Annotated in this window: 17 protein-coding genes and 1 pseudogene; 9 read left to right on the forward strand and 9 right to left on the reverse strand. The window is 62.5% G+C overall.

Annotated features, from left to right (window positions below; all coding sequences use genetic code 11):
• Window positions 1-20: 20 nt before the first annotated feature.
• The gene (locus tag ACG873_RS12425; RefSeq protein ID WP_394892094.1) at window positions 21-950 is read right to left on the reverse strand and encodes a glutaminase; all 930 of its coding nucleotides are present in this window, start codon (window positions 948-950) and stop codon (window positions 21-23) included.
• A gap of 11 nt (window positions 951-961) precedes the next feature.
• Window positions 962-2,109, reverse strand: a pseudogene (locus tag ACG873_RS12430) (pyridoxal phosphate-dependent aminotransferase).
• 136 nt (window positions 2,110-2,245) lie between these two features.
• Between ACG873_RS12430 and ACG873_RS12435 the strand changes: the two are divergent.
• The 6 genes from ACG873_RS12435 (at window position 2,246) to aat (ending at window position 7,565) form a co-directional block, all read left to right on the forward strand.
• Window positions 2,246-3,646, forward strand: coding sequence for a M48 family metalloprotease (locus ACG873_RS12435; RefSeq protein WP_394892095.1), 1,401 nt, complete (start codon window positions 2,246-2,248; stop codon window positions 3,644-3,646).
• 53 nt (window positions 3,647-3,699) lie between these two features.
• A complete protein-coding gene (locus ACG873_RS12440) occupies window positions 3,700-4,518 on the forward strand; it encodes a DsbA family protein (protein ID WP_394893475.1) in 819 nt (272 codons plus the stop codon).
• Window positions 4,519-4,648: 130 nt separating this feature from the next.
• Window positions 4,649-5,083 carry a type II 3-dehydroquinate dehydratase gene (aroQ, locus tag ACG873_RS12445; RefSeq protein WP_394892096.1) on the forward strand — a complete coding sequence of 145 codons (435 nt, stop codon included), beginning with the start codon at window positions 4,649-4,651 and terminating at the stop codon, window positions 5,081-5,083.
• A 29-nt stretch (window positions 5,084-5,112) separates the two neighbouring features.
• On the forward strand, window positions 5,113-5,577 hold the full coding sequence (accB, locus tag ACG873_RS12450) for an acetyl-CoA carboxylase biotin carboxyl carrier protein (RefSeq protein ID WP_394892098.1): 465 nt from the start codon (window positions 5,113-5,115) through the stop codon (window positions 5,575-5,577).
• A gap of 17 nt (window positions 5,578-5,594) precedes the next feature.
• Window positions 5,595-6,938 (forward strand): acetyl-CoA carboxylase biotin carboxylase subunit, encoded by a 1,344-nt coding sequence (gene accC, locus ACG873_RS12455; RefSeq protein WP_394892100.1) that lies wholly within the window; start codon window positions 5,595-5,597, stop codon window positions 6,936-6,938.
• A gap of 9 nt (window positions 6,939-6,947) precedes the next feature.
• Window positions 6,948-7,565: a leucyl/phenylalanyl-tRNA--protein transferase gene (gene aat, locus ACG873_RS12460; protein WP_394892102.1), complete on the forward strand. Its 618-nt coding sequence runs from the start codon at window positions 6,948-6,950 to the stop codon at window positions 7,563-7,565.
• 26 nt (window positions 7,566-7,591) lie between these two features.
• Here aat and ACG873_RS12465 read toward each other — a convergent pair whose 3' ends face one another.
• From ACG873_RS12465 to ACG873_RS12475, 3 genes are all read right to left on the reverse strand, one after another.
• Complete coding sequence (locus ACG873_RS12465; RefSeq protein ID WP_394892103.1) at window positions 7,592-7,822, reverse strand: hypothetical protein; 231 nt, start codon at window positions 7,820-7,822, stop codon at window positions 7,592-7,594.
• A 202-nt stretch (window positions 7,823-8,024) separates the two neighbouring features.
• Complete coding sequence (locus tag ACG873_RS12470; protein WP_394892105.1) at window positions 8,025-8,468, reverse strand: DUF2155 domain-containing protein; 444 nt, start codon at window positions 8,466-8,468, stop codon at window positions 8,025-8,027.
• A gap of 105 nt (window positions 8,469-8,573) precedes the next feature.
• Entirely contained in the window at window positions 8,574-8,972 is a 399-nt protein-coding gene (locus tag ACG873_RS12475; protein ID WP_394892106.1) for an NADH:ubiquinone oxidoreductase subunit NDUFA12, read from the reverse strand.
• Between the two features lie 159 nt (window positions 8,973-9,131).
• Here ACG873_RS12475 and ACG873_RS12480 point away from each other — a divergent pair, with 159 nt between their 5' ends.
• Complete coding sequence (locus ACG873_RS12480) at window positions 9,132-9,617, forward strand: hypothetical protein (RefSeq protein ID WP_394892107.1); 486 nt, start codon at window positions 9,132-9,134, stop codon at window positions 9,615-9,617.
• Window positions 9,618-9,633: 16 nt separating this feature from the next.
• On the opposite strand, the gene ACG873_RS12485 is transcribed toward ACG873_RS12480, so the two are convergent.
• The 4 genes from ACG873_RS12485 to ACG873_RS12500 all read right to left on the reverse strand — a co-directional run bounded on the left by ACG873_RS12485 (window position 9,634) and on the right by ACG873_RS12500 (window position 12,929).
• Complete coding sequence (locus ACG873_RS12485; RefSeq protein WP_394892109.1) at window positions 9,634-10,125, reverse strand: GNAT family N-acetyltransferase; 492 nt, start codon at window positions 10,123-10,125, stop codon at window positions 9,634-9,636.
• A 2-nt stretch (window positions 10,126-10,127) separates the two neighbouring features.
• The gene (gatB, locus tag ACG873_RS12490; RefSeq protein ID WP_394892110.1) at window positions 10,128-11,630 is read right to left on the reverse strand and encodes an Asp-tRNA(Asn)/Glu-tRNA(Gln) amidotransferase subunit GatB; all 1,503 of its coding nucleotides are present in this window, start codon (window positions 11,628-11,630) and stop codon (window positions 10,128-10,130) included.
• 100 nt (window positions 11,631-11,730) lie between these two features.
• A complete protein-coding gene (locus ACG873_RS12495; protein WP_394892112.1) occupies window positions 11,731-12,501 on the reverse strand; it encodes an HpcH/HpaI aldolase family protein in 771 nt (256 codons plus the stop codon).
• 107 nt (window positions 12,502-12,608) lie between these two features.
• Window positions 12,609-12,929, reverse strand: a complete 321-nt coding sequence (locus tag ACG873_RS12500; protein ID WP_394892114.1) for a DUF1476 domain-containing protein — start codon at window positions 12,927-12,929, stop codon at window positions 12,609-12,611.
• A 272-nt stretch (window positions 12,930-13,201) separates the two neighbouring features.
• Here ACG873_RS12500 and purC point away from each other — a divergent pair, with 272 nt between their 5' ends.
• Entirely contained in the window at window positions 13,202-13,996 is a 795-nt protein-coding gene (gene purC, locus ACG873_RS12505; RefSeq protein ID WP_394892115.1) for a phosphoribosylaminoimidazolesuccinocarboxamide synthase, read from the forward strand.
• 37 nt (window positions 13,997-14,033) lie between these two features.
• A complete protein-coding gene (gene purS / locus ACG873_RS12510) occupies window positions 14,034-14,276 on the forward strand; it encodes a phosphoribosylformylglycinamidine synthase subunit PurS (protein WP_394893477.1) in 243 nt (80 codons plus the stop codon).
• Window positions 14,277-14,288 lie beyond the last annotated feature (12 nt).

Raw genomic sequence — 14,288 nt, forward strand, 5'->3', positions numbered from 1 at the left:
TTTCCTTTGCGTAACCCGGGTCAGGGCGAGAACACTGACCAGTTCATCGCCCTTGCGAGTTTTTCCAGCGCCATGGACCCAAGCCTGGAATTGCCGTTGGGGTTGAGGCCGGGTGACCACACCGCCATCGACGCGACGCCCGGCACAACGCCCAAAATGCCGCCGCCGACGCCGCTTTTGCCGGGAAAGCCGACGCGAAAGGCGAAGTCGCCGGAACCGTCGTAATGGCCGCATGTCAGCATCAGCGCGTTGATGCGCCGCGCCCGCTCGGCCGAGACGACGGAATGGCTCGTCGCCGGATTGCGCCCGTCGCAGGCGAGAAACCGGCCGGCCAGAGCCAGTTGGCGGCACGTCATGGCGATGGCGCAGTGGTGGAAATAGACGCCGAGCGCGAGTTCGGGCGCATGGTCTAGATTGCCGAACGAGCGCATGTAGTTGGCCAGCGCGAAGTTGCGGAAGCCCGTGGCGCGCTCCGATGCCGCGACTTCGCTGTCGATGAACACGGTTTCGTCGTCTGTCAGGAATTGCACGAAGCGCAGGATTTCGCCGATCGCCTCGCGCGGCTGATGCCCGGCCAGCAGCACGTCCGACACCACGATTGCGCCGGGATTGATGAAAGGATTGCGCGGTATGCCGTGCTCTTGCTCAAGCTGGACGATCGAATTGAACGGATTTCCCGAAGGCTCGCGGCCGACCCGCCGCCAGAGCGCGTCGCCGACCTTGCCGAGCGCGAGCGTCAGGGTGAACACCTTCGAAATGCTCTGAATGGAAAACGCCTCGTCGGCGTCGCCGGCACAGAACACACGGCCGTCGGCCATGGCGACAGCCAGGCCGAACTTGCGCGGATCGATCCGGCCCAGTTGCGGAATATAGGTGGCGACATCGCCGCGGTCGGTCCGGGAAGCCATCTCCGCGGCGATCTCCGACAATACGGCTTCAATCTCAGGCATCGGCGCGTCCGTCATGCGAGCCAGCGGCCGATGCGATCCAGCGCCTCTGCCATGTCGTCATGGCTGCCGGCATAGGAAAAGCGCATGAAGCGCTGGCCGGCAAGTGGATCGAAATCGTGGCCGGGCGTCGCAGCGACGTAAGCTTCGGCCAGCATCGCGCGGGCAAACTCCATGCTGTCATTGGTCAGCCGGGAAACGTCGCAGTAGGCGTAGAACGCGCCGTCCATTGGCGCGGCGAGTGAAAAGCCGAGTTTCGGCAGCCGCTGCATCAGGAGATCGCGGTTCCTGGCGTAGCGGGCCTTGACCGCCTCGAGTTCCGCCGTCGCCCGGAAGGCTTCCGCCGCGGCGATCTGCGAGAGTTCAGGTGCCGAGATATAGAGGCTCTGCTGTATCCGCTCGACGGGCCGGACAAGCTTTTCCGGCAGCACCATCCAGCCGATCCGCCAGCCGGTCATGCAATAATATTTCGAGAACGAATTGATGACCGTCACATCATCGCTGAAGGAGAGCGCCGAGGTGTCGGGCGCAGAATAGGCCAGCCGGTGATAGATCTCGTCGGAGATCAGCGCGATGCCCAGTTCCCCGGCCGTCCGGACAAGCGCCTCGAGGTCGCCGGCTGGGATCACCGCCCCCGTCGGATTGGCGGGGCTGGCGAAAAGCGCACCTTTCAGCGGCCTATCGGCGTGCGCCGCCCGAAGGTGTTCGGTGTGGAGATAGGCCGCGCCTTCGAGCTCGATCTCAACGACCTCCAGCCCGAGCGCTTTCATGATGTTGCGGTAGGCCGGATACCCGGGCGCGGCGATCGCCACCCGGTCGCCGGTGTCGAACATTGCCAGGAATGCCAGGTTGAACGCCGCGGACGACCCGGTCGTCACCGCTATCCGCGCCGCCGGCACGTCGAGCCCGTAATGTTCCATATAATGGGCCGCTATGGCGTTGCGCAGCCCGGCGATGCCCAGCGCGTCTGTGTAGCCGATGCGCCCGTCGGCCAGCGCCCTTGCCGCGGCCTCGCGCACCAGGGCGGGCGCCGGATCGAAGGCTGCCCGACCGCCATGGAGATCACCGGTTTGCCGAGCGCCTTCAGCCGGTTGGCCTCGGCCAGCACATCCATCGCATGGAAGGGCACGACATCGCCGCGCCGGGAGAGTGAAACCGCCATATCGTGTACCAGCCCCGAACCTGTATCAGCACGCCACGCCGCACAAATGCCCGAATGATGTGGGGATCACAAGTTCATGAAATGCGGCGCTTCGACTTTTCATCGCACCATGGCTCGTTTACCAGTGGTTCCCGTTATGCACGCACGATTTCCGATCATCTCGACATTCGCCAAAGCAGCGCGCGCGTTGCCGGCTGCGGCGCTTGCGATTGCGGTGGGCGTGGCCGCTCCGGGCAGCGCCCTGGCCCAGGCTAACCTGCCTGTCGTGCGCGATGCCGAGATCGAGGCGCTGATCCGCGACTATGCGAGGCCGATCCTCAAGGTCTCCGGTCTGTCGAAGTCCGGCATCGACATCATCCTGGTCAACGATACCCGCTTCAACGCCTTCGTGGCGGGCCGGCGCATGTTCATCAATACCGGCGCGCTGCTGCAGTCGGACAGTCCCAATGAAATCATCGGGGTTATAGCGCACGAGGCCGGCCACATAGCCGGCGGCCATCAGGAGCGCCTGCGCGAACAACTGGCGCGCGCGCAGACCATGGCGGTCGTGACCGGCCTGCTCGGAATAGGCGCCGTGGTGGCCGGAGCCGCGGCCAATTCGAGCGAGCTTGCGCAGGCCGGCGGCGGCCTTGCCGCGGGCGGCGGCGAACTGGCAAGACGTGGCCTGCTCGGCTACCAGCGCACCGAGGAAACGACCGCCGATCGCTCGGCGATCACATACCTCGAAGCCACCGGACAGTCGGCCAAGGGCATGCTGAAGACCTTCCAGCGCTTCCAGAACGCGCTTGCGCTTTCCGGCGCGCGCGTCGATCCCTATCAGGTCAGCCACCCGATGCCGCGCGATCGTATCGCCAATCTCGAGCAACTGGCGACGAACAGTCCCTATTACGACCACGCGGATTCGCCGACGCTTCAGCAGCGCCACGACATGATGCGCGCCAAGATAGCGGTCTACACGCAGGGCCAATCGGCGGCGGCGCGGCTGTTCCGCAAGGACCCGCAAGGGCTGCCCGCCCAGTATGGCGACGCCATGGCGACCTACATGTTCGGCAATCCGCGCTCGGCGTTGGGCAAGGCCGACGCACTGATCAAGGCACAGCCGAAGAACCCATATTTCCACGAATTGCGCGGCGACATACTGATGAAGGCGAACCGACCGGCGGAAGCAGTCGACGCTTATACCACGGCTGTGCGCCTCGACCCCGTCAAATCCGGAATATTGCCTATCTCGCTCGGCCAGGCGCTGCTAGCGGTCGGGGATCCCGCATCGCTCAAGCAGGCTGTCGCGGAGATCAAGAAGGGGCTTCAGCGGGACCGCGAAAACAGTTCGGGCTACCGCTATCTGGCACAGGCCTATGGACAGCTCGGCGAAATTCCGGAGGCGGAGCTTGCGACGGCCGAAGGCCATTTCTATCGCGGCGCATACCAGGATGCGAAGATATTCGCGACCCGTGCCCAGCTGAGATTCAAGCGCGGAGCCCCGGGCTGGGTCCGCGCCCAGGACATCATCAACTACAAGATACAGAAAAAGAAATGAACCTTCCGCTCCGGTCGGACGACCGAGTGGAAACGGGAAGAACGGGAATGGACATGAATAAGGCACTATTGTTGGGAACAGCTGGCGTCGCCGTGGCTTTCGGTTTGCTGGCGGCGGGCTACCTTGCCGGCCTGCAAACCGCCGAGGCCGAAGGCACCCCGCAAGTGGTGACGATCGCCGCGGCTGAAACGCCGCTCGATCGCAAGGGCGTCGAGGCCGTCGTGCGCGAATATCTCCTGTCCAATCCCGAGTTGATCCTCGAAGTACAGCAGGCGCTCGAGACGAAGCAGCAGGAAGAGCAGCGCGTCACCCACCTCAACGTGATCAAGGAAGCTAAGGCCGAGATCTTCAACGCTGCCTACGACGGCGTGGTCGGCAACCCCGACGGCAAGGTCACGATCGTCGAGTTCTACGATTACAATTGCAGCTACTGCAAGCGCGCTCAGGAGGACATGCAGGCGCTGACCGCGGCCGATCCCGAACTGCGCTTCGTGCTCAAGGAGTTCCCGATCCTCGGTCCGGACTCGCAGAAGGCCCATGTCGTTTCGATGGCGTTCCGCGCGCTGGCTCCCGAAAAATACGGCGAGTTCCACAATGCGCTGCTCGGCGGCGCGGGCCGCGCCGGTGAGGACAGCGCCATCAAGATCGCGCTGTCGCTCGGCGTCGACGAAGCAAAGCTTCGCGAGGAGATGAAGAACCCCGAGATCACCAAGGCGTTCACCGCGACCTACGACCTGGCTAACCGGCTGGCGATCACCGGAACCCCCTCCTATGTGGTCGGCAACGAGGTGGTGTTCGGCGCGCTCGGCAAGGAAGTTCTGGGCGAGAAGATCGCGGCTGCAAAATCTTGCATTGAGGCCGCCACCTGCTGATTTCGGCGTTCCCGCCATCTGTCGCTGTGGACAGAGAAAGAAGCTGCTTGCGCTCTTTTCGCGGCGCTCTATGCCCATTATAGAGGTCCCGGCGCGCCAGATGCCATCTGGCGCGGAAAAGGTGCATATATTGAAAACGATTTTCATCCTGAACGGCCCCAACCTCAACGCGCTCGGCAAGCGGGAACCCGGCATCTATGGCGGGACGACGCTGGCCGACATCGAGGAGGACTGCAGAAAGGCTGGGGCGGCGCTGGGGCTGGAGATAGACTTCCGCCAGTCCAACCACGAAGGCCATCTGGTCGACTGGATCCAGGAAGCCCGCGACAAGGCTGTCGGCATCGTTATCAACGCAGGCGCCTATACCCACACCTCCATCGCGATACACGACGCGATCCGCTCGGTCTCGCCGCTTCCGGTCGTGGAGGTGCATCTGTCGAACATTCACGCCCGCGAAGCGTTCAGGCATACATCCATGGTTGCTCCCGTTGCGGTCGGCATGATCTGCGGCTTCGGACCGCTGGGCTATACACTGGCGCTGCAGGCGATCGCCGCGCGGCTCTGACCGCCAGGAACGAAGGAAAAGGTATCGACATGTCGATAAAGAAGACCGGTGTTGACCAACAGCTGATCCGCGATCTCGCCGGGATCCTTGACGATACCAATCTCACTGAGATCGAGGTCGAACTGGGCGATCTGAAGGTGCGCGTCTCGCGCCTTTCGCAGGCAGTGCATGCGGTTCATGCGTCAGCGCCTGTCCAGCATCATGCGCCCGCCCCCGCTCCGACGCAGGGTCCGGCTCCGGCTCCCGTCGTCGACCTGTCGAAGAACGCCGTCCCGTCGCCGATGGTCGGAACTGCATATCTCGGACCCTCGCCCGACGCCAAGCCGTTCATCGAGGTCGGCCAGCAAGTCAAGGAAGGTCAGACGCTGCTGATCATCGAGGCGATGAAGACGATGAACCAGATCCCTTCGTCGCGTTCGGGAACCGTGACCGCCATTCTCGTCGAAGACGGCCAGCCGGTCGAATTCGGCATGCCGCTCGTTGTGATCGAGTGACCGGGAAGCCGCCTCCCATGTTTCAGAAAATCCTGATCGCCAATCGCGGTGAGATCGCGCTTCGGGTCCTGCGCGCGGCGAAGGAACTCGGCATAAAGACGGTCGTCGTCCACTCGACCGCCGACGCCGACGCGATGCATGTGCGCCTCGCCGACGAAAGCGTCTGCATCGGCCCGCCGCCGTCGCGTGACAGCTACCTCAACATTCACCAGATCGTCGCCGCCTGCGAGATCACGGGCGCCGACGCCGTTCATCCGGGCTACGGCTTCCTTTCGGAAAACGCCAGGTTCGCCGACATACTGGCGGCCCACAACATCACCTTCATTGGTCCCTCGGGCGACCATATCCGCATCATGGGCGACAAGATCGAGGCAAAGCGCACCGCCAAGCGCCTTGGCATTCCGGTCGTCCCGGGCTCCGAGGGCGCAGTGTCCGACGAAGGCGAGGCCAAGCGCATCGCCGGGGAAATCGGCTATCCGGTGATCATCAAGGCCACGGCCGGCGGCGGCGGCCGCGGCATGAAGGTCGCGCGCACGGAACAGGATCTGATCCAGGCGCTGCAGACGGCAAGCAGCGAGGCGGGCGCGGCTTTCGGCAACAGCGAGGTTTACATCGAGAAATTCCTCGAGAAGCCGCGCCACATCGAGATCCAGGTCTTCGGCGACGGCGCCGGCAAGGGCATTCATCTCGGCGAGCGCGATTGTTCGCTGCAGCGCCGGCACCAGAAGGTCTGGGAGGAAGCGAATTCGCCCGCACTCAACGAGGAGCAGCGCGCGCAGATCGGGGAAATCTGCGCCAGGGCGATCGCCGATCTCGGCTATTCGGGCGCGGGAACCATCGAATTCCTTTACGAGGACGGCGAGTTCTACTTCATCGAGATGAATACCAGGCTGCAGGTCGAGCATCCGGTGACGGAAGCGATCACCGGCATCGACTTGGTCCATGAGCAGATCCGGGTCGCTTCGGGCGGCGGGCTTTCGGTGCGCCAGGACGAGATCCGTTTCCAGGGCCACGCCATCGAATGCCGGATCAATGCCGAGGATCCGCGCACGTTCACGCCCTCGCCCGGCACCATCACGCATTTCCATACGCCGGGCGGCCTCGGCATCCGCGTCGATTCGGGCGTCTATTCCGGCTACCGCATCCCGCCTTACTACGACAGCCTGATCGGCAAGCTGATCGTGCATGGCCGCAACCGCGTCGAATGCATGATGCGGCTGCGCCGCGCGCTCGACGAGTTCGTCGTCGACGGCATCAAGACGACCCTACCGCTGTTTCGCGATCTGGTCGGCAATGCCGACATCGCGAATGGCGACTACGATATCCACTGGCTGGAAAAGCACCTGGCGGAGACTGTATAGTCAGGGTCGATGACCCGACCATACGCACCCGGCTACCGCATACCGACCGACCTGCTCCTGAAGGCCTATGCGTCGGGCGTATTCCCGATGGCCGAAAGCGCGAGCGACCCGGAGGTCTTCTGGGTAAGGCCCGAAACGCGCGGCATCATTCCCCTGGACACGTTCCACGTCCCCCGCAGCTTGCGCAAGACCATGCGCCAAGGCCGTTTCGAGATACGCTTCGACAGCGACTTCGCCGGCGTCATCGATGCCTGCGCAGAAGCCCGGGAGGAACGTCGAACGACCTGGATAAATCAGCCGATCCGCGAAGCCTATATTGGGCTTTTCGGGCGCGGCCACTGCCATTCAGTCGAGGCTTGGCATGAAGGGGAGCAAGTGGGCGGGCTCTACGGAGTTACGCTCGGCCGCGTGTTCTTCGGCGAAAGCATGTTCTCAAGGGAAGCCGACGCCTCCAAGGCTTGTCTCGTGCGTCTTGTGGAGCGCCTGCGCGAACGCGGTTTCGTGCTCCTCGACACGCAGTTCACGACCCCTCACCTGAAGCGTTTCGGCGCGATCGACGTGCCGCGCGGCAAATACGAGAGAATGCTGGAAGAAGCCCTGAAGGGCGACGCGGTTTTCTTCCCATAACGCTCCGACCACCGTGCCGACGCTGCTCAAGCCTGCGGCGTCTGCTGATGGAAGACCATCTTCCAGCGGCCGTCGCGCTTCGCGTAGCCAGTACTGACCAGAGCGGCGTAAGGCTCGCCGTTCTGGCGTTTCGCGCGAGCTTCGTAGCTGAGGATGGCGGTGTCGTACGACGGCGTGACCAGTCCCTTGAGCTCGATTTCCAGATCCTGCCAGCGAGCGCCGTCCTTGACGGTGGCTGCAATCTCTTTGTTGCTCATCACGCCGGCCGGCCATGTCACGGTTGAACGCGACCAGGCAAGATTCGTCCACGTTCCGTTCGTAGAACGCGGCATCACCGGTCCAGAACTGCCTTTCGAGGGCAAGCAAGTCTTTTTCGACTGCGGTCACGGCACGTTGCTCCCGTTGTTCGACACGCGAGAAAACGGCTACCTCTAATGAAATGTTCCGGGTTGGATCGGCCTAGTTGGTCTTGGCCGCTTCCGGCGCAGGCACGTCCGACTTCTGCTTGCAGCCGTTCAGCCAGACATCATAGACGGCATGTTCGACAGCGTTCAGGCCGGGGCTTTCCGCGAACATCCAGCCCGTGAATATCCGCCTGATCTTGCGGTCCAGCGTGATCTCATCGACTTCCACGAACGAATCGGTCTTGGGCTCTTCCGTGTCGGGCCGCGAATAGCAGACGCGCGGCGTCACCTGTAGCGCCCCGAACTGCACGGTCTCGTCGATATACACGTCGAACGTGATGATTCGGCCGGTGATCTTGTCGACGCCGGTGAACTCGGCGACCGGATTGTTGATGCGATCGGCTTTCGCGGGCGAAAGCCCGGCAATGGCTATCAGCACAGACGCGGCAAGCGCATATGCGGCGCGTTTTCCAAGCAGGATCAGGCTGGATTTCATCATTCGGAAGTACCGGAATTTACTGCCATGATTCTGTCGCGCGCCGAGGCCCGTGACGACCAAGCGAGTAGCCGCCAATTGTGGCGAGAAAACACCGCGGCTCCGTCCCTAGCCGCCGGGCGTCCAGGCGTCGTAGTCGCCGGTAACCTGCGGACGGTGGCCGCCCGACAAGAGCGAGCCCTTCGGCCGGTACGCGGCGGCGCTGCCGGTCAGGTTGGGCAGATGTGGCTTCTGCCATTCGCGGGCGGCATAGTCCTCCTGCGAAGGCGCGACGTCGACCCGGTGATGAATCCAGCCGTGCCAACCGGGCGGGATCATGGATGCTTCGGCCTGATCAGCGTAGATGACCCAGCGACGCGTGCGGCCCTCCGAATCGATGCCGCCTTGATAGTAGATGTTGCCGGATTCATCGCGCCCCACCTCGGCGCCGTGCCGCCAGGTGTGGAAACGCGTTCCGAGCGTCTGGCCGTTCCACCAGGTGAAAAACTGCAGAAGGAAATTCTTCATCCGATTCCTCGCGGCAAGGCGCGTCCATAGTCCGACCGCCTTATGGCTTTCGCGCGGCCCAATGGCAAGGGTTTAGCAGGCTTTGCGTGGAATTGGCAAAGTCGCAGCCGGAGCCTAATCTGACCGGAAATCTCTGCCGCACGGACGCGAAGCCGATCTATGGCCCTCAAGGAAATTCTGGATCTGACCAGCCTGGTCGTCATCATTGCCGGCCTTCCGCTGGCTCTCTTCACCTTCCTCTACGAGCAGCGTAAGGCACGTGCCAACGAGGAAGAGGAAATCCGGCAGATGCTGGCCGACGGCTACACCGACTTCCTGAAGCTCAGCCTCCAGCATCCCGATCTTAAGCTGCAGTCTCGGTATGCAACTCGTGACCTCGATGAGGAGCAGCAGGAGCGGATGCAGACCCTGTTCGCCATCCTGATCTCGTTGTTCGAAAGGGCCTATGTGGTCGCCTATGAAGACAATCTGTCGCCGCCCAAGCGGCGGCACTGGGCCTCGTGGGACGATTTCATGCGCGAGTGGTGTCGGCGCGAGGATTTCCGTCGCGCGCTGCCAAGGCTGCTGCCCGGCGAGGATCCGGATTTCGCCGCATACATCAGGCGGCTTGCCGAAGAGGAAGAACGCGCCATGTCCGCGACCTAGGCGCGATGGCTGATTTTCAGCCGATCACCTTCTCGAGGACCAGCGCAGGGATGCCTGACTGATCGGAACCGCAATTTGCGGTCTCGCCTGCTTGGACGAAGCCGTTGGCCCGGTAAAACGCCAGCGCAGAAGCGTTTGCCGCCTCCACTTCGAGGCGCAGCATGCGTGCATCCGGAAAACTGTCCGTGATCTCATCCAGGAGCATCTTTCCGATGCCCTCCCCCTGAAAAGACGGATGCACGTAAAGCTGGTGCAGCATCACCAGCTTGGGATCTGTCGTAGCAGCCGCATAGGCCATGCCGCCGATCGTCTTGCCGTCGTCCGCGACCAGAAATTCCGAATTGGGCCGTCCCATTCGCGCCTTCAATGAAGCTATTGAGTGCCAGTCGTTGGTGATTTCCGTGACCCGCTCGACGCCGTAGATCGCGTCGTAGGTGGCGTGCCAGGTCTCGACCAGCAACGCCCGCACCGCGGCGAGATCACGCTCGCTGGCGGTGCGCACGAACATTCTTATTCCTCGATCCCGAGTTTGGCCTTGACTAGGCCGTTCACCGCCTGAGGGTTGGCCTTGCCGCCTGTCGCCTTCATCACTTGCCCAACAAACCAGCCGGCCATGCTCGGCTTGGCTCGCGCCTGTTCGACCTTGTCCGGATTGGCGGCGATCACCTCGTCGACGGCCTTCTCGATCGCGCCGGTGTCGGTGACCTGCTTCATGCCACGGCTTTCGACCAGCTCGCGCGGGTCGCCGCCCTCGTTCCAGACGATCTCGAAAATGTCTTTGGCGATCTTTCCCGAAATCGTGCCCTCTTTGATCAGGTCGATGACAGCGCCGAGCTGGTCGGGAGAAACCGGTGCGTCTTCAATGCCTTTGCCAGCCTTGTTCAACTGACCGAGCAGATCGTTGATGACCCAGTTGGCGGCGAGCTTGCCGTCGCGCCCGACCGCCACCTTCTCGAAATAGTCGGCGATAGCCTTCTCGGAGATCAGGATGGAAGCGTCGTAGACCGAGAGGCCAAGAGTGGATACCAGCCGCGCCCGCTTGTCGTCCGGCAGTTCAGGCAATTCTGAGGCCAAGGCATCGACATAGGCCTGGTCGAATTCCAGCGGCAGAAGATCGGGGTCCGGGAAATAGCGATAGTCATGCGCTTCTTCCTTGGAACGCATCGACCGTGTCTCGCCCCTGCCCGGATCGAACAGCCGCGTCTCCTGGACGATTTTGCCGCCGTCTTCAAGGATGGCAATCTGACGGCGCGCTTCAGATTCGATCGCCTGGCCGACGAAGCGGATCGAGTTGACGTTCTTGATCTCGCAGCGCGTGCCGAAATCGCCAGCCGGCCGGCGCACCGAGACGTTGACGTCGGCACGCATCGCGCCCTCGTCCATATTGCCGTCGCAGGTGCCGAGATAACGCACGATCATGCGCAGCTTGGTGAGAAACGCCTTCGCCTCGTCGGCGGAGCGCATGTCGGGTTTCGACACGATCTCCATCAGGGCGACGCCGGAGCGGTTGAGATCGACATAGGACATGGTCGGATGCTGGTCGTGCATCGACTTGCCGGCATCCTGCTCGAGATGCAGCCGCTCGATACCAACCTCGATATCCTCGAAATTGCCTTCTCGATCGGGCCCGACGGAAACCGTGACGATGCCCTCCCCGACGATCGGCTGCTTGTACTGCGAAATCTGGTATCCCTGTGGCAGGTCCGGATAAAAATAGTTCTTCCGGTCGAATATCGAGCGATGGTTGATCTGCGCCTTCAGGCCCAACCCGGTCCGGATCGCCTGCTTCACGCATTCCTCGTTGATGACTGGCAGCATGCCCGGCATAGCCGCGTCGACCAGGCTGACATTAGCGTTGGGCGCGGCGCCGAACGCAGTCGACGCGCCGGAAAAGAGCTTCGCTTCGGACGTCACCTGCGCATGCACTTCCAGCCCGATAATGATCTCCCAATCGCCCGTGGCGCCGGAAAGGAAGCGTTTGGCGTCGGGAATGCGGGTGTCGATGATGGTCATGGAAGCCTGCGTCGATGCATGGAAGAACATGCGAAACAACATATTTCGCGCTGGCCTTCGCTAGTGCAAATGGCCGGGTGAGGCAAGAGTCGTATGGGCGTCAGCCCATCGAGCCGCGTGCGGCTTTGAGCAGCGCCTCCGCGCCCAGCGCGATGTATCTCGGCTCCGAGCCCAGCGCCATGAACCGGTATCCCATGGAGACGAAGCGGCCCGCCATGTTCGGGTCGACCACGTAGATCGCGGCGTGCTTGCCGGCTTCCCTGGCGCGTTTCGCGATAGATGCGACCGTCCCCATCATATCTTCGAGGCTTCCGTCCACAGCCGCGCCGCTGCTCCACGCGATCGAGAAATCGGCCGGGCCGACGAAGATGCCGTCGATGCCTGGCGTTTCGAGGATGCCGTCGAGCGCATCGAGTGCGGGGCGGGTCTCGATCATCGCGAAAGAGACGGTGCTCGCATTCATGCCGCCCAGCCAGGCGTTGTAGTCGCTGCCGTTGTGCCGCGGAAATGCGTATGTCGGACCCCAGGAACGCTCCCCGACCGGCGGATATTTCATCGCCGCGGCAAACTGCCGGGCGTCCGCGGCCGAATTGACCATCGGCGCGATCACCGCTTCCGCGCCGAAATCAAGCGCTCGGCTCGCCATGTCGAAGCGGCCGACGGGAATGCGGACTACCGGGTGCTTCTTTGCATGCATGACCGGCAGTATGCCGCGCACGACGCTGTCCTCATGATGCCCGCCATGCTGCATGTCGAGGGTGATCGCGTCGAAAGGCTGAGCCGCGACGATTTCGACGGTCAACGCGTCCGGAACGCCCGACCAGGCAGTGAACAGGGTTTCGCCGGCTTCCAGTCGTGACGCCAATTGCATGGGCAGCATTCCTCGGTAGGGGCCACATCTTCACCCGGAAATTGTCCTTAGCGCAAAGAAAAACCGCCCGGCAAGCGGGCGGCTTGTTGGTCCACGGCGCAAGCCGCTTAGCTGTTCTTGACCTGCTCGATGGCCTGCGCGAGCAATTCGTCCATGGTGCGGCGGATCTGGTGGTCGGACTGCTCCACGCCCGCCGCGTCGAAGTCCTTGCGCACCTTGCGGAACACGTCGTGGTCGCCCGCTTCCTCGATATCCGAGATGATGACTTCCTTGGCGTAGGCCTCAGCCTCATCGCCGGTCTTGCCAAGCTTTTCGGCTGCCCAGAGGCCGAGCATCTTGTTGCGCCGGGCTGTCGCCTTGAAACGCAGCTCCTCGTCGAAGGCGAACTTGCGCTCGAAACCTTGTTCGCGATCTTTCATGGTGCTCATGGCTGTTCCTCCCGGAGGTCGCTGCGATTCGTTACTGACGGTCAATATGGGCTTCCTCAGCACAAACCAAAAGGCCGCGCCCCGGTCAATACGCCCTGTCTTCTGCTGCAGTGCGGCATTTCGCTCGGGAAAGCGGTTGATTGGCCTGATTTGCCGATTGAGGAATTGGCGGGATTGGGATAGAGACCGCGTTGAAACCCGTCATTGCCGCGCGTAAGCGCTGACGCAAGGGTCGGTTGCCAGGCGCCTGCCCCAATCCAGAGAAAAACCAGATGAAAAATCGCCGCCGCATCTACGAAGGCAAGGCCAAGATCCTTTATGAGGGCCCTGAGCCGGGAACGCTTGTCCAGTTCTTCAAGGACGACGCCACCGCCTTCAACAAGAAGAAGCACGAGGTCATCGATGGCAAGGGCGTCATCAACAACCGCATCTCGGAGCACATCTTCAACCATCTGAACCGGATGGGCATCCCGACCCACTTCATTCGCCGCCTCAACATGCGCGAGCAGTTGATCAAGGAAGTCGAGATCATCCCGCTCGAAGTGGTGGTTCGGAACATCGCCGCCGGCTCGCTGGCCAAGCGCCTCGGCATCGACGAGGGCACCGTTCTGCCGCGCTCGATCATCGAATTCTACTACAAGGCCGACGCCCTCGACGATCCAATGGTCTCGGAAGAGCACATCACCGCCTTCGGCTGGGCGAGCCCGCAGGAGATCGACGACATCATGGCGCTTGCCATTCGCGTCAACGATTTCCTCTCCGGCCTGTTCATGGGCATCGGCATCCAGCTTGTCGATTTCAAGATCGAATGCGGCCGTCTGTTCGAGGGCGACATGATGCGCATCGTGGTCGCCGACGAGATTTCGCCGGATTCCTGCCGTCTGTGGGACGTGAATACCCAGGAAAAGATGGACAAGGACCGGTTCCGCCGCGACATGGGCGGCCTCGTAGAGGCCTACCAGGAAGTGGCGCGCCGCCTCGGCATCATGAACGAAAACGAGCCGCCCCGCCCGAGCGGCCCGGTTCTGGTTGCTTCGGCGGATGGTCCGAAAGGCAAGCCGCACTGAACCGGCTCACTCAAAACCAGGCAGGAGCATGACAGGTGTGATCAAGGCCCGCGTAACCGTAACCCTCAAGAACGGCGTCCTCGACCCGCAAGGCAAGGCGATCGAGCATGCGCTCGACGGCCTCGGCTTCTCCGGCGTCGGATCGGTGCGCCAGGGCAAGGTGTTCGACATCGAGATCGACAGCGCCGACCGCGCCAGAACCGAAGCCGACCTGAAGGCAATGTGCGACCGATTGCTGGCGAACACGGTGATCGAGAACTATACTGTGGCTATAACCTGAGGTTGAACCGGA

The sequence above is a fragment of the Allomesorhizobium aridi genome (assembly GCF_043769475.1).
Classification (GTDB): domain Bacteria; phylum Pseudomonadota; class Alphaproteobacteria; order Rhizobiales; family Rhizobiaceae; genus Allomesorhizobium.

What these genes read in the sequence shown, in the direction of transcription:
- ACG873_RS12425 (WP_394892094.1), bottom strand. Translation starts at nt 950, where the DNA reads ATGCCTGAGATTGAAGCCGTATTGTCGGAGATCGCCGCGGAGATGGCT.
- ACG873_RS12435 (WP_394892095.1), top strand. Translation starts at nt 2,246, where the DNA reads ATGCACGCACGATTTCCGATCATCTCGACATTCGCCAAAGCAGCGCGC.
- ACG873_RS12440 (WP_394893475.1), top strand. Translation starts at nt 3,700, where the DNA reads ATGAATAAGGCACTATTGTTGGGAACAGCTGGCGTCGCCGTGGCTTTC.
- accB (WP_394892098.1), top strand. Translation starts at nt 5,113, where the DNA reads ATGTCGATAAAGAAGACCGGTGTTGACCAACAGCTGATCCGCGATCTC.
- accC (WP_394892100.1), top strand. Translation starts at nt 5,595, where the DNA reads ATGTTTCAGAAAATCCTGATCGCCAATCGCGGTGAGATCGCGCTTCGG.
- aat (WP_394892102.1), top strand. Translation starts at nt 6,948, where the DNA reads ATGACCCGACCATACGCACCCGGCTACCGCATACCGACCGACCTGCTC.
- ACG873_RS12465 (WP_394892103.1), bottom strand. Translation starts at nt 7,822, where the DNA reads ATGAGCAACAAAGAGATTGCAGCCACCGTCAAGGACGGCGCTCGCTGG.
- ACG873_RS12470 (WP_394892105.1), bottom strand. Translation starts at nt 8,468, where the DNA reads ATGATGAAATCCAGCCTGATCCTGCTTGGAAAACGCGCCGCATATGCG.
- ACG873_RS12475 (WP_394892106.1), bottom strand. Translation starts at nt 8,972, where the DNA reads ATGAAGAATTTCCTTCTGCAGTTTTTCACCTGGTGGAACGGCCAGACG.
- ACG873_RS12480 (WP_394892107.1), top strand. Translation starts at nt 9,132, where the DNA reads ATGGCCCTCAAGGAAATTCTGGATCTGACCAGCCTGGTCGTCATCATT.
- ACG873_RS12485 (WP_394892109.1), bottom strand. Translation starts at nt 10,125, where the DNA reads ATGTTCGTGCGCACCGCCAGCGAGCGTGATCTCGCCGCGGTGCGGGCG.
- gatB (WP_394892110.1), bottom strand. Translation starts at nt 11,630, where the DNA reads ATGACCATCATCGACACCCGCATTCCCGACGCCAAACGCTTCCTTTCC.
- ACG873_RS12495 (WP_394892112.1), bottom strand. Translation starts at nt 12,501, where the DNA reads ATGCAATTGGCGTCACGACTGGAAGCCGGCGAAACCCTGTTCACTGCC.
- ACG873_RS12500 (WP_394892114.1), bottom strand. Translation starts at nt 12,929, where the DNA reads ATGAGCACCATGAAAGATCGCGAACAAGGTTTCGAGCGCAAGTTCGCC.
- purC (WP_394892115.1), top strand. Translation starts at nt 13,202, where the DNA reads ATGAAAAATCGCCGCCGCATCTACGAAGGCAAGGCCAAGATCCTTTAT.